The organism is Paenibacillus sabinae T27 (genome assembly GCF_000612505.1).
GTDB classification, from domain to species: Bacteria; Bacillota; Bacilli; order Paenibacillales; family Paenibacillaceae; genus Paenibacillus_AQ; species Paenibacillus_AQ sabinae.
Map to the genome: position 1 here is coordinate 980,001 of NZ_CP004078.1, position 17,363 is coordinate 997,363.

General features: G+C 52.3%; 13 protein-coding genes, 8 tRNA genes and 1 riboswitch. Of the genes, 13 read left to right on the forward strand and 8 right to left on the reverse strand.

All coding sequences use genetic code 11. The annotated features are described in order from the left end of the window. Window positions 1-75: 75 nt before the first annotated feature. The 8 genes from PSAB_RS04415 to PSAB_RS04450 all read left to right on the forward strand — a co-directional run bounded on the left by PSAB_RS04415 (window position 76) and on the right by PSAB_RS04450 (window position 780). A tRNA-His gene (locus tag PSAB_RS04415) sits at window positions 76-151 on the forward strand. A 28-nt stretch (window positions 152-179) separates the two neighbouring features. Then, window positions 180-254: transfer RNA gene (locus PSAB_RS04420), tRNA-Gln, on the forward strand. 7 nt (window positions 255-261) lie between these two features. Then, window positions 262-337, forward strand: a tRNA-Lys gene (locus tag PSAB_RS04425). A gap of 13 nt (window positions 338-350) precedes the next feature. After that, window positions 351-438 (forward strand) — tRNA-Leu (locus PSAB_RS04430). Between the two features lie 6 nt (window positions 439-444). Continuing rightward, window positions 445-519: transfer RNA gene (locus PSAB_RS04435), tRNA-Gly, on the forward strand. 5 nt (window positions 520-524) lie between these two features. Beyond that, window positions 525-601, forward strand: a tRNA-Arg gene (locus PSAB_RS04440). A gap of 23 nt (window positions 602-624) precedes the next feature. Next, window positions 625-698 (forward strand) — tRNA-Pro (locus PSAB_RS04445). A gap of 11 nt (window positions 699-709) precedes the next feature. Beyond that, window positions 710-780, forward strand: a tRNA-Gly gene (locus tag PSAB_RS04450). 52 nt (window positions 781-832) lie between these two features. Here PSAB_RS04450 and PSAB_RS04455 read toward each other — a convergent pair. After that, window positions 833-1,048 (reverse strand): hypothetical protein, encoded by a 216-nt coding sequence (locus PSAB_RS04455; protein ID WP_025333376.1) that lies wholly within the window; start codon window positions 1,046-1,048, stop codon window positions 833-835. A 132-nt stretch (window positions 1,049-1,180) separates the two neighbouring features. Here PSAB_RS04455 and PSAB_RS04460 point away from each other — a divergent pair, with 132 nt between their 5' ends. Continuing rightward, window positions 1,181-2,080, forward strand: coding sequence for a LysR family transcriptional regulator (locus PSAB_RS04460; protein ID WP_025333377.1), 900 nt, complete (start codon window positions 1,181-1,183; stop codon window positions 2,078-2,080). 105 nt (window positions 2,081-2,185) lie between these two features. Here PSAB_RS04460 and katA read toward each other — a convergent pair whose 3' ends face one another. Both katA and glgP read right to left on the reverse strand, forming a co-directional pair. Next, on the reverse strand, window positions 2,186-3,643 hold the full coding sequence (katA, locus tag PSAB_RS04465) for a catalase KatA (RefSeq protein ID WP_025333378.1): 1,458 nt from the start codon (window positions 3,641-3,643) through the stop codon (window positions 2,186-2,188). 352 nt (window positions 3,644-3,995) lie between these two features. After that, the gene (glgP, locus tag PSAB_RS04470; protein ID WP_025333379.1) at window positions 3,996-5,612 is read right to left on the reverse strand and encodes an alpha-glucan family phosphorylase; all 1,617 of its coding nucleotides are present in this window, start codon (window positions 5,610-5,612) and stop codon (window positions 3,996-3,998) included. Between the two features lie 270 nt (window positions 5,613-5,882). On the opposite strand from glgP, the gene rbsK reads away from it, so the two are divergent. Further along, the gene (gene rbsK, locus PSAB_RS04475) at window positions 5,883-6,815 is read left to right on the forward strand and encodes a ribokinase (RefSeq protein ID WP_038595545.1); all 933 of its coding nucleotides are present in this window, start codon (window positions 5,883-5,885) and stop codon (window positions 6,813-6,815) included. Between the two features lie 62 nt (window positions 6,816-6,877). Here rbsK and PSAB_RS04480 read toward each other — a convergent pair whose 3' ends face one another. Beyond that, complete coding sequence (locus tag PSAB_RS04480; RefSeq protein ID WP_025333381.1) at window positions 6,878-7,786, reverse strand: LysR family transcriptional regulator; 909 nt, start codon at window positions 7,784-7,786, stop codon at window positions 6,878-6,880. A gap of 228 nt (window positions 7,787-8,014) precedes the next feature. On the opposite strand from PSAB_RS04480, the gene aroD reads away from it, so the two are divergent. Next, window positions 8,015-8,779, forward strand: coding sequence for a type I 3-dehydroquinate dehydratase (aroD, locus tag PSAB_RS04485; RefSeq protein WP_025333382.1), 765 nt, complete (start codon window positions 8,015-8,017; stop codon window positions 8,777-8,779). A gap of 206 nt (window positions 8,780-8,985) precedes the next feature. Here aroD and PSAB_RS04490 read toward each other — a convergent pair whose 3' ends face one another. The 4 genes from PSAB_RS04490 to PSAB_RS04505 form a co-directional block, all read right to left on the reverse strand. Then, window positions 8,986-9,270 carry a hypothetical protein gene (locus tag PSAB_RS04490; protein WP_025333383.1) on the reverse strand — a complete coding sequence of 95 codons (285 nt, stop codon included), beginning with the start codon at window positions 9,268-9,270 and terminating at the stop codon, window positions 8,986-8,988. A gap of 142 nt (window positions 9,271-9,412) precedes the next feature. Then, complete coding sequence (locus PSAB_RS24440; protein WP_084266430.1) at window positions 9,413-13,063, reverse strand: S-layer homology domain-containing protein; 3,651 nt, start codon at window positions 13,061-13,063, stop codon at window positions 9,413-9,415. A gap of 60 nt (window positions 13,064-13,123) precedes the next feature. Then, window positions 13,124-13,214, reverse strand: a riboswitch (cyclic di-GMP riboswitch). Between the two features lie 240 nt (window positions 13,215-13,454). Then, window positions 13,455-14,207, reverse strand: a complete 753-nt coding sequence (locus PSAB_RS04500; protein WP_025333385.1) for a MerR family transcriptional regulator — start codon at window positions 14,205-14,207, stop codon at window positions 13,455-13,457. 155 nt (window positions 14,208-14,362) lie between these two features. Beyond that, a complete protein-coding gene (locus PSAB_RS04505) occupies window positions 14,363-15,172 on the reverse strand; it encodes a 3'-5' exonuclease (RefSeq protein ID WP_025333386.1) in 810 nt (269 codons plus the stop codon). 143 nt (window positions 15,173-15,315) lie between these two features. Between PSAB_RS04505 and PSAB_RS04510 the strand changes: the two genes are divergently transcribed. Beyond that, on the forward strand, window positions 15,316-15,816 hold the full coding sequence (locus PSAB_RS04510) for a CYTH domain-containing protein (RefSeq protein ID WP_025333387.1): 501 nt from the start codon (window positions 15,316-15,318) through the stop codon (window positions 15,814-15,816). 127 nt (window positions 15,817-15,943) lie between these two features. Further along, window positions 15,944-17,353 (forward strand): threonine synthase, encoded by a 1,410-nt coding sequence (thrC, locus tag PSAB_RS04515; RefSeq protein WP_025333388.1) that lies wholly within the window; start codon window positions 15,944-15,946, stop codon window positions 17,351-17,353. Window positions 17,354-17,363: the final 10 nt, after the last annotated feature.

Consider the following 17,363-nt stretch of genomic DNA (forward strand, 5'->3'; position numbering starts at 1 on the left):
TGGAGAGTATCCCGTCGGTTCCGCCATTGATTTACCAGTTGTTGATTCACCATTACACCGATTCATTTGACTATGGCGGTCGTGGCGAAGGGGTTAACGCACCGGATTGTGGCTCCGGCATTCGTGGGTTCAAGTCCCATCGATCGCCCCATTTTAACTAAAATGTTTCGTATTCTTGTTGGGGATTAGCCAAGCGGTAAGGCAACGGACTTTGACTCCGTCATGCATAGGTTCGAATCCTATATCCCCAGCCACTTATACGAGCCATTAGCTCAGTTGGTAGAGCACCTGACTTTTAATCAGGGTGTCGAAGGTTCGAGTCCTTCATGGCTCACCATGTTTCATTCTTTGCGGTCGTGGCGGAATTGGCAGACGCGCACGGTTCAGGTCCGTGTGGGCTAACCCCCCGTGGAGGTTCGAGTCCTCTCGACCGCACCATATTTTGCGGACGTGGCTCAGCGGTAGAGCATCGCCTTGCCAAGGCGAGGGTCGCGGGTTCGATTCCCGTCGTCCGCTCCATATATGCGCCCTTAGCTCAGCTGGATAGAGCGTTTGACTACGAATCAAAAGGTCGGGAGTTCGAATCTCTCAGGGCGCGCCATTCAATACCTAATTTCTTAATAACGGGATGTAGCTCAGCTTGGTAGAGCACCTGGTTTGGGACCAGGGGGTCGCATGTTCGAATCGTGTCATCCCGATTTTCACCTTTGCGGGTGTAGTTCAATGGTAGAACTTCAGCCTTCCAAGCTGATAGCGTGGGTTCGATTCCCATCACCCGCTTACTGCGTCATAAAGACTTCTGCGCTGCAGAGGTCTTTTTTTTATTCACTTTTCATCCACAGTTGTTCTTATACGGCTTCAGATTTGTCAGGGGATTCTGGATTTGTTTCCTGAGGGGCTCCGTTACTCTTTCAAGGTGAACTGCTTCTTCCGCGCTTCTCAGCTTTTTCAAAATGTCATACACACTCGTGATTTCCCTGGTATCCATGATGATCTCTTTGCTGTCCGATGCTCCGGGCACTTTAAAACGCCAACGTTTATTTTCCATCGCTTACCGCTCCTCTTTGGTGGATTTCTTTTGTAATTCCATCATAATCGGAGAGGGGAATCATGTATAATGAAGGGAAATGATGGACGACATCACCGTGGCTGATAGCTAGGAAGAGGGGAGCGTACCGGGATGGATATTGGACTTCTGAAAGTGTTTAGGGCGGTCGCCGAGGAAGGGAGCATTTCAAAAGCGGCCCAAAGTCTTAACTATGTGCAATCGAACGTGACGGCAAGAATTCAGCAGCTGGAGCAGGAGCTGAAGACTCCGCTCTTTTACCGGCACAGCCGGGGGATTACGCTGACTTCGGCGGGTCAGACCCTTTTGACGTATACGGAGAAGATTCTGAACCTGCTGGAGGAGGCGGAAAAAGCGGTACTGGATTCGCCCATTCCCAAAGGCTCCATTACGATTGGCTCCGATACGACGGCTGCCATACGCCTGCCCTCTATTTTATCCGCGTATCGCGGCAAATTTCCTGAGGTTGAGGTCCATTTGGAAATCGGATTAACGGATCAGCTCATCAATGCGGTCCTGCAGTATGCGGTTAACGGAGCCTTTGTGGATGGGCCGGTTGAGCATCCGGACATTGTTCAGGAGCTTGTCATTAACGAGCGTTTGGGACTGATCCTGCCGGAAACGATGGATTTTCAAGGGCTCCGAACGATACAGGATAAGACACTGCTGATCTTGAACTCGGAGTGCATGTATCGGCTGCAGCTTGAGGAATGGCTCCGGGACGAGGGCTACCGCCTGGCCAAAGTGATGCAATTCGGCACAATGGAAGGGCTGCTCGGCTGTGTAAAAGCGGGCATCGGCTTTGCCGTACTGCCTGTATCTTATTACAATAGGCTGAATGTCAAGGATGGCATCCGCTGCTACCCCTTCCCGGACAGGTATCGGGAAATTCCGACGGTTTTTATACGGCGGCGCGATCTGTACATGACGAGCGCTTTTCATAAATTTATTGATGAGCTAAAGGAGCATCTGCCGGAAGCAGTGACGTGCGGAGCAACGGCTTTGGAATCCTAGAAGAATAAACAAGCGCAGGATCGGCAGATCCTGCGCTTGTTGTATTCCCAGGGAATTCGGGGATAACCCGGCTGTTATCCCCGTAATGGGGGTAACTTGGGGATATTAGAGTGCGGCTGGGACGGATAATCCCAGTTCTTCGGCAATTCGGGTTCCGAATTCCGGGTCAGCTTTGTAGAAATGGCCGATTTGACGCAGCTTGATATCCACAAGCTCGACAGGTTGCATCGAGTCGACGATGTTACGCACAAGGCGGGCGCGCTCGTCTTCGCTCAGCAAGCGGTACAAATCGCCGGGCTGGGTATAGTGGTCGTCATGATCGTAAGCGACACTGGCGGCCTGCCCGGAGACGTCGAACGGGGAAATCTTATGCTCGGGCGACTCCTTCGGTCCACCGAAGCTGTTCGGCTCATAGTAGACGGAGGCGCCGCCGTTGTCGCCGTAGGCCATCGCGCCGTCGCGTTGGTGGTTGTGCACCGGACACTGCGGACGGTTGATCGGGAGCTGGTTGTGGTTCGGGCCTACGCGGTAGCGGTGAGCGTCGGCATAGGCGAACAGACGGCCCTGGAGCATTTTGTCGGGAGAAGCCTCGATGCCCGGAACGAAGGAGCCCGGGGAGAAGGTGGCCTGCTCCACCTCGGCAAAATAGTTCTCCGGATTGCGGTCCAGAACCATGCGGCCAACTTCGATCAGCGGATAGTCTTTTTGAGACCAGACTTTGGTTACGTCGAACGGATCGAAGTGGTACGTATCCGCGTCTTCGATCGGCATGATCTGCACGTACAGCTTCCAGGCAGGGAAATCCCCATTTGCAATCGCGTTGAACAGATCCTCGGTATGGTAATCGGGATGCTCGCCGGCGATCCGGGCTGCCGTTTCCACATCCATGTTCTGGACGCCCTGCTCGGTTTTGAAATGGTATTTTACCCAAATGGCCTGTCCTTCCGCATTGACCCACTTAAAGGTATGGCTGCCGAACCCGTGCATATGGCGCAGTGTTGCGGGAATGCCGCGGTCGGACATTAGAATGGTTACCTGATGCAGCGACTCGGGGGAAAGGGACCAGAAATCCCAGACGGCGGTCGGATTTTTCAGATGGGTCTGCGGGTGGCGCTTCTGTGTATGGATAAAGTCCGGGAATTTAATGGCGTCGCGAATAAAAAAGACGGGGGTATTATTGCCGACGAGATCATAGTTGCCTTCCTCGGTATAGAATTTGACGGCGAAGCCGCGCGGATCGCGGACGGTATCGGCGGAGCCCAGTTCACCGGCAACGGTAGAGAAGCGAATGAACATGGGCGTGCGTTTGCCGATGTGTGACAGGAAGGCTGCTTTTGTATATTGAGAGACGTCCCTGGTCACTTCAAAATAACCATGAGCACCGGCGCCTTTGGCATGCACGACGCGTTCCGGGATGCGCTCCCTGTTGAAATGGGCCAGCTTTTCCAGCAGGTGAACGTCCTGGATCAGCGTCGGGCCCCGCGTGCCGGCGGTCTGCGAATTCTGGTTGTCTCCTACGGGAGCGCCCCAGCTGGTCGTTAAGTGGTTATCGTTTGAACTCATGGAAACATCACCTCATATAATTTAGATTTAGTATAAGTATTATAATAACTTTAATTTGATAAAAATCAATCTTTATTTATAATAACTTTAAACAAATTAAGGGGGCCGGAATCTGCAACGGGAGAGCGAGGGAGGCGGACATAGCAAGGACATCGGAATCTGCAGCGGGAGAACGAGGGAGGCGGACACAGCAAGGACATCGGAATCTGCAGCGGGAGAACGAGGGAGGCGGACACAGCAAGGACATCGGAATCTGCAACGGAAGAACGAGGGAGGCGGACACAGCAAAAAACCGCCCGCTGGCGCGGACGGTGGGGAAAGTAAAGTTACATATTTGAGTGGACACAGGCGGTCAGGAGGGAATGTACATTTTGCTGTAGTATTCCTCCAGCATGCGCTTGGTCGCAAATTCGGTTCGGGTCGTCTCGATGCTTCGGCGCATCATCTGCGTCCATTTGTCGCGGTCCTCGTAATAAGTCGGCAGGACGCGGTTCAAAAGCGTATCGTACAGCGCTTCGCTGTCATGCCGGTCCAGCAGCTCAAAATCGGTCGTCTCGAAGCCGTCACCGATCTGCCAGCCGTTCTCGCCGTCGATACAGGCTTCCGGCCACCAGCCGTCGAGGATGGAGCAGTTAAGTACGCCGTTCATGGCGGCCTTCATGCCGGAGGTGCCGCTCGCTTCCAGCGGTCTGCGCGGGTTGTTGAGCCACACGTCGGAGCCTCGCGTCAGCATCGCCCCGATCGTCATATCGTAGTTCTCCAGGAATACGACGCTTTTCGGATACTTTTTCATCATGGCTACGAGGTTGCTGACGATTTTTTTGCCGGTGTCGTCAAGCGGATGCGCCTTGCCGGAGAAGACGATCTGCACTTTGCCCGATTCGAGGTAAGGCTCGATAATGTCGGGACGTGAGAAGAGGAGATCGCTTCGCTTGTATGGGGCGGCCCTGCGCGAGAAGCCGATCAGCAGATTGTCCTCATTCAGCCGGATGCCTGAGCGCTCCTGGATAAAGCCGATCAGCTCGCTCTTGATCTCGGCATGAACGCTCCAAAGGTCTCCATTCTCTTCGTAGGCTCGGGTGATGCGTTCATCGACCCAAGTGGGCGTATGAATGGCATTGGTGATGGCAATGATCGGTGAACGTCCGGGAACTTCCTTCCACATTTTGTTCGCCGTCTCGCCGTGGAGCTTGGCTACCCCGTTGGAGATACGGGAGAGGCGCAGACCGGCGACGGTCATATTGAACGGCTCCCCGCCGATGCGCTCCATCTGGCTGCGGGTCAGCCCGTTGAAGGCGCCCATATATTCCAGACGGCTGAGCGGATGCGACTCGTTGCCTTCTTTGATTGGGGTATGCGTGGTGAACACAACCTCCTGCCGGGTCGCTTTCCAGGCTTCTTCGAAGGTGTCGCCGCCGGCCATTTTTTCGCGGATCAGTTCTACCGCCGCCAGCGCGGCATGCCCTTCGTTAAAATGATACACATCCACCGGGATTTCCAGCGCACGCAGGGCCTTTACTCCGCCGATGCCGAGCACGATTTCCTGGGCGATCCGCTCTTCTCCGAACCATCCGTACAGCTGGCCGGTGATCCAGGCGTCGGCATTCTCCGGAATGTCCGTATCCAGCAGATAGAGTGGGTTGTTGCCGAAATGCTCTGTTTTCCATACCTTGCATATTACGTCGAGGCCGCGGATTTTGACGGTGACCTTCACACCGGTATCTTCGAGAAAATCGTAGACATAGTTGTGAAAGGAATCATACGGATTGCCGTTCGCGTCGATTCTTTGGTCGGTATAGCCCTGCTTCCATTTCAGGCCGATGGGAATGATCGGGGCCTGGATGTCCTTGGCGCCCTTGATGTAATCGCCGGCCAGAATGCCGAGCCCTCCGGCGTACATTTTAAAATCGGAATGCAGGCCGTACTCCATGCTGAAATAAGCGACTGTCGGTAAGTTCTTCTCACTCAAGCTGATAAGCCTCCCTAATCTTCGGATTAGATTGAATTGCAACGAATTCTCCTGGCTTTATCGTGGATGCAAACGTTTGTGCCGAACAATGTAGACCGCCTTTTGAAAACGATTGCATAACTATTCTAGCATAAATCGGACGCCTGCGTAACTACGTTTTTGTTAATGTTTTCCGGAGCGGCCGGCCTTGGAAAAGCCTGGTTTGATAAAAGGCGCGGCAGGCTCTAATATAGAGTAAAACTTAAAAATCAGGTGGACGGAGGATCGCGTATGATCGTAGTGGTTGGCAGCTTGAATATGGATATGACGGTTCGCACCGGACGCGCTCCGGGTCCCGGAGAAACCCTGCTTGGCAAGAGCTTTATGCTGTCTCCCGGGGGAAAAGGGGGCAATCAGGCCGTAGCGGCGGCCCGGCTGGGAGGAGAAGTCACGATGATCGGCTGTGTAGGGCAGGATGCCTTCGGCCGCGAGATGCTTGAGGTTATGAGAGGGGAACACATAGATACCCGGCACATCGCCGAGCTTGCCGAACAGTCGACAGGGGTGGCCTCCATCGTTGTTGAAGAAGACGGTGAGAACCGGATCATTGTTGTGCCGGGGGCCAACCTTGTGCTCTCGGCGGAAGATATCGCCGGCATGGAGCCAGTCATCAGCGAAGCCGAGGTTCTGGTGCTGCAGCTGGAAATGGATCTGAACATGGTGGAGCATGCAGCAGAAATCGCGCACCGGCACGGCGTTCCGGTCATCCTGAATCCGGCTCCGGCCAGGGAGCTTGGCGCCGGGCTGCTGTCGCTCGTTACCATTCTTACGCCCAACGAGACGGAGGCGGGGATACTGTCAGGCATCACGGTGGACAGTGTCGACAGCGCCCGGGAAGCGGCGGAGATTCTGCTGCAAAAAGGCGTTCAGCATGTGATTATGACACTCGGTCCAAAGGGGGCTCTGATCGTCAACAAGAACGGCGCGGTCCATGTTCCCGGATTTCCCGTTCAGCCGGTGGACACCGTTGCGGCAGGGGATTCGTTCAACGGGGCGCTTGCCGTTCAGTTGGCCAAGGGCCGAACGCTGGAAGAAGCGGTCGTCTTCGCCAACGCGGTCGGCGCGCTCGCCGTAGGTAAAGCCGGAGCGGTCGCTTCCCTGCCTTATCTTGAAGAAGTTGAACGGTTTCTGGAGGAGTCGGTGCAGAGCCACGGGAAGCAATAGCCGTATCCGGGTGCGGCCGAAACGGTCATGACCGTTTTCTCCAAAAGGACTTGTGGACAGGTTCAGACCGGTTTGTGCGCAGCAAAAAACTCTCGTCCGTAGCGAATGGCGAAATTGCGGAATTCCGAAGCCGCGGGCGACAGATAGCGGCTGCGCACGCTCACTGCATAAATAAAGCGATCGTAAGCCGGATAAGCAACGCTTAGAACGTCGACATCGTAATGAGCCAGGGCGGGACAACGGGGCATCACCGCAATGCCGTAACCCACCGATACCAGACCGGCCATTGCGCCTTCCTCTTCCACTTCGCAGACAATATTCGGCCTTGCGCCTGCTTTGGCGAACAGACCGTCGAGAATCGGCCGCAGCTCGTTCGATTCAGCGAAGTATACCAGAGGATAAGCAGCGATTTCCTTAAGCTCGACGCTGCCCGATCCGGTCAGCGGATGATTTTTCGGGATGACAACGACCAGCTCCTGCTCCGCCAGGGGAACAAACTCCAGCTCGGGATCCCGCTCAGCATAAGCACAAAAGGCGATATCGTACAGATCATCCTTGAGGCCCTGAATCATCTTTCTCGTTGATCCCTGATGGAAAGTGAAGGAGATTTGACGATGTTCCTCCATAACGGAAAAAGATTGCACCAACGCCGGTACGAAATGCGTGCCCAGTGTGCCGATGAAGGCAAGATCAACCACCCCTGCGGAGGGGCTGGTCAGCTCGCGCAGCCGCTTCTCGCCTTTTTCCAATTCGTCCAGAGCGCGGTTGACATAGCCTAGAAAAAGCCTGCCATATTTGGTGAGCCGGATATTCCGGCCCTGTTTCTCAAACAGACAGGTTCCCAGTTCTTTTTCCAGTTCGGAGATGGCATGGCTGAGGCTGGGTTGAGTAATGGACAGCTTCACAGCTGCCTGTGTAATATGCTCCATTTCGGCGATCACCTGAAAGTACTGCAAATGCCGCAAGTTCATGTGGCCGCTCCTTTCCATTTAAAGCTTTAATTTAGCATAACATGTCCGATATAGAGATCATGTGAACATTTTCACTTGGAAGTTGGTTAAGACCGTTTAGCGGTAAGGTTTCATTTGTTTCTCCGTTAGGCTGGCTATAATCGTAAATATGCGTTACCTTAAGGAGTAATGTAACAAAGCCTGAAGAACGTTCAGGCCCGGGTACCGAAAGACGAAGGAGTTGGAAGAATGAGCGGCACAGTAACTGTAAAACAAGTCATCATCGGCGAAGACGAGCCGAAAATATGCGTTCCGCTGGTTGGCTTAACTGCCGACGAGCTGAAGGAAGAGGCGGAAGCGCTGAAATCGCTGGATTGCGATGTGGTGGAATGGCGGGTGGATTTTTTTGAACAGGCCGAGGATATCGAAGCGGTAAAAGCGGCGCTCGCCGGCATTCGTTCCGTTATTCCCGATCTTCCGCTGTTGTTCACGTTCCGCAGCGCCAGAGAAGGCGGGGAGAAGGAGATCAGCCCGGAGCAGTACGCTGCGCTTAATCAGGCGATTGCCGGGACGGGGCTGGTCGATCTGATCGATGTTGAACTGTTCACGGGCGAGGAGACGGTCAAGGCGCTGATCAGCGAGGCGCACAAGCAGGGCGTCTTTGTCATTGTTTCCAACCATGATTTCGACAAGACACCGGATAAAGAGGAGATTATCTCCCGTTTGCGGAAGGCCCAGGAGCTTGGCGGGGACATTCCCAAGATTGCGGTGATGCCGAATCATCCGCTCGACGTGCTGACCCTGCTTGAAGCGACCCACATCATGAAGGAAAAATATGCCGACCGCCCGGTGATTACGATGTCCATGTCGGGAATCGGCGTGATCAGCCGTCTCAGCGGAGAAGTGTTCGGGTCCGCCCTGACGTTCGGCGCGGCGAAGAAGGCATCGGCCCCGGGCCAGATTGCAGTGAGCGAGCTTCGCCAAGTGCTGTCCTTGCTGCACCGCAGCCTATAATGAAAAGAACGAACCCGTTGACCAGGCTGCGCTGGACAACGGGTTCTTATGCGAGATGTGAAAAATCCGGCCACGCTTCCAAGGGAAGGGCGGGAGGAACGGAATAAGCGGCGCGGGCAGGGATGGCTATTCAGGCTGCGCAGCTGGAAGGCGCATGAAAAAAGGCACGGGGATGCCTCCCTGTGCCTTTTTTTGTCATACTCTTTTTACTTCTGTATAGACTTTAACTCGCCATTTACGTAATAATACAGCTTCCCGTTCGGGTCGAAGAAGATTTCCGTTGCCTCGCCTAGCGACAATGCTTCTACCTTCTGATACGTAGCCGCATCGTATATCCCATTTTTACCAACCAACAGGTCACCGGTAGAATTCACTGCATAGATCGGTTCCGGTAATGTTCCGATGACCTTTGAAACATCACTCAGATCAAAGACCTTATTCTTTACGACCAGCTTTCCTTGACCCTCCAGCAGTAGAACAGGAGTATCCAATGGATCTCTTAAGAAATTAGGGTAACCCAGATTGGATTGGCCGAATTTCGTTAAGCTATTGCCGCTCACAGAATACGCATATACATTGGAGCCCGCATTTCCAGCATTCCAGCCAGACTGATACCAGTAATAGAATTTGCTCTTATCGCCGGAGAAAGCCAGTTCTCCAACTCCTGTAACCAGTTCCGTAGTTTACGGATGCAAAGGTTGCCGAATTGAACACGAGCAGCGTCGGCTCCCAATTGCCCATAACAATATACAGCAATCCCGATTTATGATAGATATGTCTGTCCGAGAAATCACCGGAATCCTTAACTGACGTGTATGGCAGATGTCTTACAACTTTGAGATCAGATAGACGAACTTCCGTTACGAGCTGATTCAGATCGTCATTCACGATAAAGAGGCTGGAACCGTCTTCCGATAAAGTCAATCCAGCCGGACGATACGGAAGCTTGACCGTGTTAGCTACAGTCTGTGTTTGAAGATCCACCACATACAGATTGTTGAACGCTTCATCGATGGCATAAGCTTTCTGATTGGCGGGGTCGTATGCAATGTCTGCCACCCTGCCATCCAGCTGGATACCGGACACCGGAGCGGGCGGGGCCGCTTCGAATGTATTCTTTTCTACGATTTCAATTACATTCTTTCCTGCAAATGCAGATATAGTTAATAGCTTATCGGTATCGTTAAACACGTATTTTGCGGTACCGTCCAAATGATATAGACCGGATTGCTTAAAGTTGCTGTAATCATATACTTGTACTGCATTGTTCTTTACCGTATAAAATTTGTGGCTTGGCAGATCAAAGGCGATATCGGCATACGTTTGTCCAAGTCCATATACATACTTCATATCGTCGTACATCTTGTTTGTAGCCATAAATACGCTGCCGACTCCGTTAAAGATATAAGCTCCATCCGGAGATATCGTAAAGTTCGGCGCCATATTGTATTCGCCATGATACGGAGAATCATACCCGCCGGGATATGAGGGCTCAACGTATTGCCCGTTCGTTACATTATAGGCACTAAGGTCTCTCGGCGACGAGTCCGTTGTAATCGTATAGAGCTTATTCCATACAGGATGCATCTGGATATAGCTAGCTTGCCTAATACCACTGGAGGCTATTTCCGCAAAGGTGTTTAAATCATACGATTTGATCTCGGTCCACTGTCCTGAACCCGAAGCCACGTAGAGATGGCCGGAACGATCGGCAGCGATATCGAACGGGTCAATCGCAATATTGTGCGTACCTTCAAGCGTAAAGGTCGCTGCGTCTACTACCGCAATTGCGCCTTGCTGCTGCGCGATATCTGTATAGGAAGAATGCTCCGCTTTCAGCAAGGATACATAGATTTTACCGTCTGCATACGTCAGACTCTCCGGCGCAAAGGAAAAGGAAATGGAGTCTTTGGTGCCCGTTTCGTAATTGATGCGATACAGCTTCTTACTCGATTTATCCGTGATATAAAGGATCGGCTCCGACGGGTGTCTTATCGTATCCGTTATCTGAAAATCCAAGCTTATATGCGCATTATAATAGGTTGTAGCAAAAGTAACATTGCTTGGTCCCGATTCCATACCGATTCCGGCTTTCGCTGCAGTAACCACATAATATCTTGTCGTATGCGGAAGATTTGAACTGTCAACATAAGTCGTGCCCGTTACGGTAACAGGCTGGCCGTTCGGGTCCTTCAAGGAAACAAACTCGCCCGTAGGTGTTGCGCTGTAATAAATGTGGTATTGATCCGCATTTGCAACCGGATCCCATTGCAGAGCGATCGCCTTATTCGATACCGTCGATGCCATTAGATGGGTTGGCGCCTCTAATTGATCGTTAATCGCGTCAAGCTCCCAGCCGCTACCGTTCCAGGTTGCAAAGACCTCAAACTGATCTCCATAAACCATTGCCAAGGTATCCCCATCAGCGAGCGGAACCGCTTGTGCCGGCATCTGGTTGTCAAGATCATGGACGGTATAGCTGTCATTGATTTGATAAGAGATGGTCTCGGTGCCGCTATAATAAACTTTAGCATACACGCTGTCGTTAACCGTAACGCTGGATAACATAACTCCTGAAAAATGCTGAGACGAGTTCGGATTGGTAACGTCATACGATGCCGGAGGAAGCGCTCCGCCCGAGATGCTGTAAACCCCTACGTCTTGTACCGTTTTGTCATATTCGGTCTGGTACGTATCCTGTGTAACCGAATTGGCAACATTCCATTTTACGGCCGAATAATCATAGGTTGCCGGGTACAGGGTGTATAGCTTGTCCTGTACAATAAAAGCGGCTTTTATATCCAGCACCTTACCCGGTTCGGGGGCAGGCTGCTCTACAGGCAGCTGTCCGGGTGCCGGAGATTCGGGTGCGGGAGATGCGGGTGCGGGCGTGGGTGCGGGAGATACGGGTCCCGTAGGATTACTCACTTCTCCTGGCGAAGGAACCGTTGGAACCGGACTGCTGCTTCCAACTTCCTTCCCGCCAATTACCACGACCTTCACCGTCTCCGAGAGAATGTACTCCTTTATAATTTGCTCGAAGCTAACACCTTCCGCATTAATCTCAGCTTTAAGGATGGTTCCTTCTCCTGTGATCTTCGCGGCTGCCTGCAGAATGATCTCCTTCAATACGGCATTGTCCTGCAGCTTGATAGCAGCCCCTTCTGAACCTGTGTAAGTTTCAAGCAGAGCTATGGTGGATTGATCGTAAATTTCGATCGTTACCGTCGTTTTTACTGCGACTTTTGCAAAAGTGCCCTCAAATTGTACGAGATCATTTACTGACGTACTTTCAACGGAAACCGATTTAAAGGCTTCGTTTCCCTGTTCTTCTTCCAGCTTTGCTCCCGATTTGACGACAGTGCTGCTGATGCTTGTATCGCCCTTCGTAAAAAGTCTGACTCGTCCGAGATCCTTTTGAACCACTACCTGGTTCATCGAAGAGTCTTGAATGACGATACTGTGTTCCCCGCCGCCGTTCACAATGGTTCTTCCTTCAACGGTTACGTGATCAAGCAGCACCTCGCCCTCGCCGATTCCCGCTGCCAGAATGAGGTCGCCTTTAATGACAGCATTCTTTAGGGTGACGCCGCCGCTGTTGATCGTCAAGTTCCCGCCAACCGTATTTTTCAGATCATAGGTTCCAGGCTGGTGTATCAATTGACCTACAGCTTGATCTAGCACCACTACAGCTTCAGCTCTTGTGATGGGTTTCTGAGGACGGAAGCTTTTATCCGGATATCCCTTCAGATAACCCTTGGAAGCAACCACTTTTATGTATGGTTTACTCCAGGCAGACATTTGCTGTTCATCCTGAAAGGCTTCAGTATCTCTCGTTATTGTCCCCTCTTCCAACTGCATAAGCTGGTAAATGATTTTGGCAGACTCTTCTCTCGTTATCGGTTGATCAGGCCTGAAGGTGCCGTCTCCGAACCCCGAGATGTAGCCGGTAAATTTCGCTTTGGATACATCGTTGTAAAACCATTTTCCCTGCGGGACATCTTTAAAAGTCTGGTCAGCCTTATGGGAAAAACCAAACGCTTTGTTCGCCAGCGATATGAATTCCGCTCGGGTAATGACTTTATCGGGTTGAAAGGTTCGATCGGCGTAGCCCGAGATCAATCCATTGCCAATCCATACTTTTATTTCTTCCTCGGCCCAATGACGGCTAATGTCATTTAATGAAGTTTGGTTTTCTGCATACGAGGGCCCTGAGAAAGATAAGACTTGCACTGCAAAAAACATAATGATAAATGCGACTCTACCTAATAACCTTCCCAACATACAATCTCCCTTTCATAACTTAATTAATGGCAACAAAAATAAGCCAACCCATGAAGAGATATAGGCAACCCGGCTGTCATACAAGGAGTGACCTTGCTTAGACCCGTGGCTTTGCGTCTCCGACTTTCGTACGGATTTGCCGTTTCTTATTCTACAGATTGACTTAAGACCAACCTACCAGGGCTTAATTGCCCAGGAATAATTATACAATCCCACCCATCATACAACAAAAGTCCCATTTATTCGATCTAAATTTTTGGGCCTGCCTGACCGAAGAAGAACTGCCGTAATGGGGGGACTGGTGCGACGCGGTAAATGAATATGCAGATAAAAAAAGCCAAGGCAAAAAGCATTTTGCCCTGGCTTAGCCTAGTGAAACTCGATAAACGCTTTAGTTCGATTTGGCCGTGTAGGCGTGTACGGCGTCTCTAAGGAAGCGGGCAAGCCCCGCTCCGCGCTTGTCATAGTAAGCGGTAAAGCGTTCGTCGTCCACGTACATCTGCGCGACCCCCGCATGGGCCTCCGGGGAGTAGCTGCCCCAGAAGAATGTGAGCCATTGCCGATGGAGATCGGCGGCTCGCTGCGCGGCTTCGCCGGCGGAGTCACCAGTCTTCATGCCTTCCGCCAGCGAAGCGAACATGTCCTCTTCTATTTTTTGAACGGCCGAATACTGCTCCTCGGTCATGTTCATCAGCTGTTTATTGGACCGGTTGACGGCTTCGTCGCCGTACTTCCCGCGCGCTTCCTTGCCGTAGGCCTGCTCGTTGTCTTCAATCATTTTTTGTTTAAAGCCTTCAAATTTCTCGGTGTCGCTCATTGTAATCCTTCCTTCCCTTTCGGCCAGTGTCTTCTCCACATTTGAGATCAGCCGGTCGAGTTGTTCTCTTTTGGCCAGCAGCCTGCCATGATGTGTCCTCAGCGCTTTCGTCCCGTCGAACGAGGGCGAGGTTACGATAGCCTTAATGTTCTCCAGACTTAGACCCAGCTCGCGGTAAAATAAAATCTGCTGCAGCAGATCGACCTCGGGCCGGCCATAGATGCGGTATCCGGAGGAGTTGATCCGGGCCGGTTTCAAAATCCCGAATTCATCGTAATAACGCAGCGTACGCGCGCTGATTCCCGCAAGTTTCGCGAGTTTTTGCACTGTGTATTCCGTGATGGCACCTCCTCACAAGCTCAATGTACACCTTTACGCTGCGTTAATGTCAAACCTTTTTTCAGCATAAAAAAAGCACCGATGGGTGCTTTTTCGAGGGTGCCGAAGCATGGGCTCTGCCGAAAAGGAAGGGCGGCTATTCTTTAGCTTTGACTCAGCCGGTTGGCCGGAGACGGGGAAGGAGAGATTGCGGAACGGGAGGTGGCTTTCTCAAGCTCCGCGGCAAAGAATCGCTGAAGCTCCTCAGCCTTGCGCGGGTCGTCCAGCGGAATTTTACCTGTAAAATAATGCTCCTCAACTAGCTCCCAGGTGGGGATGATCTTTTGCGCCAGAATTGCTTTGATCGCGATCTTGACCGTCTTGCGCTCACGGGCGTTGGAGAAGGTGTCTTTGTAGTATTTCACCTGATCCAGGTCCAGCTCGCCGTAAATCCCACGAAAAATATCGGCTGTCATGCGCGCGTCGCCCAGCGCCCGGTGCGCGGAGCCGGCGGATTCGAGGCCCAGAAGCTCCATGGCGCTTTCCACGCTGATATCGTTCTTCAGGCCTCGTGCGCGAAGAAGTCCTTTGAGCAGATCGTAGTATGGGGTCTTCAGCCAGTAGGTGTCGTCCAGCTTATGCATGCGGGTATCCTGGATAATGCGCTTCATATCTTCACCGCCCCAGGTCAGCAGCAGCACGCCATCCGGACTTTGGTCGAGCCAGCGCAGGAAGGCGGAGATTACCTTGGGAAAACGGGGGGCGATATCGATTTCTTCCTGAGGAATCCCCGTTTTTTTCTTGATGAAAGAGTTCAGCGTAGCGAAATACACGGGTTTGATCAGCGAAGTGAACTCGTCGACAGGACGAAGGGAAGCGTCAAGCCGCACGGCGCCGATCTCGATAACCTCCATCGGATGCTCGCTGGCAAACTTACGGCCGTTAAATTCAATGTCCAGTATGATATAATCCACAAAAGTTGCCTCCGTATATGTTGGACTGGCGCGATTTTGACGCACCGATTCTTCTATTTTAGCAAATTGTTCCCGGATTGACTTCCTTTGAGCGCCATTTTACAATTTATTAACCTGACCACGTGAAAAGGAGAGAAATAGTGATGGCAATGGAAATCGAGCGCAAGTTCCTGCTTCCGGAGTTTCCGCAGCAGCTCGTTCAGGAGGGGAAGCTGACTGTTCACAGCCGGCAGCGCATTGAGCAGACCTATTTGGCGATTGACGGGCCGCAGGAGCTGCGCGTGCGCAAAATCGAAGATCTCGCTTCCGGCGAGGTGCATTACACGCATACCTTCAAGAACGGGCTGGGCATCAGCCGGGAGGAAATCGAATACGAAATCTCGCAGGGCCTGTACGAGCAAATGATTCGGGCCGTCCGGGCGGTGCCGCTGATCAAGGAGCGAATTACCGGCGAATGGAACGGCGTAACGGTGGAAATTGATATCTACGATCAATTGAAGCTGTCCGTCGTCGAGGTCGAATTTCATTCCCTGGAGGAGGCTCAGAGCTTCGAAGCGCCGGATTGGTTCGGGCAGGACGTCAGTGAAGAGAAGCAGTACAGCAACAAGACTGTCTGGAAAGAGCTTCAGAAAACGGACCTGTAACGGCGGCGAAATGTTAAAAAGCGCAAAACAGGCGAAATCGTGCAATATACACCGGACTTTAACACATAAACGTGTTAATATATAAGGTAAATTCGAAAGCGCGAAATTCAGGGGGCTGAGTAGAAAAATGCAATATATTAGCACTAGAGGCAAGGTCGAACCGAAAGGTTTTATCGATACGGTCTTGATGGGCCTGGCCGATGACGGCGGATTGATGATTCCGGACGTGATTCCTTCCGTGTCCGCACAGACGCTGGAGGAGTGGCGCTCCTTAAGCTTTCAGGAGCTGTTCCTGAAGATTTTCTCCTATTATACGAACGGCGAAATTCCGGACGGCGACCTGAAGGATATGGTCAAGCGGAGCTACGCTTCCTTCCGCCATCCGGAAGTGACACCGCTTAAGGAAATCAATGATTCGCTGTATGTGCTGGAGCTGTTCCACGGGCCGACCTTTGCCTTTAAGGATGTCGCGCTGCAGTTCATGGGCGAGCTGTACTCTTATATTTCCAGAGTGCGGGGCGAAATTATTCATATCCTCGGCGCAACCTCCGGCGATACCGGAGCGGCGGCCATTGCGGGCGTTCGCGGCAAGGAAGGCATCAAGATCTGCATTCTGCATCCCCATAACAAGGTCAGCAAGGTGCAGGAGCTGCAAATGACGACAGTGGACGATGCCAATGTGCTGAACCTGTCGGTCAAAGGCAATTTCGACGACTGTCAACAAGTCATCAAGGAACTGTTCGGCGATCTGGACTTCAAGAGCCGGTACCATCTTCGGGCGATCAACTCGATCAACTTTGTACGGATTTTGGCCCAGACCGTCTATTACTTCTACGCTTATCTGCATCTGCCGCAGAGTGCGCAGGGCAAGACGGTCAATATCAGTGTGCCGTCCGGCAACTTCGGCAACATTTTCTCCGGCTATCTCGCCAAGAAGATGGGTTTGCCGATCGGCAAGCTGATCATCGCGACGAACGAGAACAATATTCTGGAGCGGTTCGTGAAGACCGGAGAATACAAGCCCGGCGATTTCAAAAGCACGCACAGCCCTTCGATGGACATCCAGGTGGCCAGCAACTTCGAACGCTACCTGTACTATTTGCTTGGCGAGGACTCCGCGAAGGTGTCCGATTATATGGCGAAGCTTCAGCGCGAAGGAGCCATTACGGTTGATTCGGCGCTGCTCGACAAGGTACAGACCGAATTTGCCGCGCTTGGCGTGAAGAACGACGAGTGTCTGAACGTCATTGGCAAGTACAAGCAGGATTCCGGCTATTTGCTTGACCCTCATACCGCCTGCGGCATTGCCGCTTACGAAGCGTATAACGGGCCGGGCGAGATCGGTATTACATTCGCGACCGCGCATCCTGCCAAGTTCGACGAAGCCATCTCCCTGCTGAATATCAGCCAGGAATTCCCGGCGCAGATCGCCGGTCTGTCGGCGCTGCCGCAGCATATGACCGTGGTGGAGCATGACAAGGCCGAGATCGCGAGACAGCTCGAGGTGTTCTATACGCTATCCGCCGAGATCGGATAAGGAATAAAAG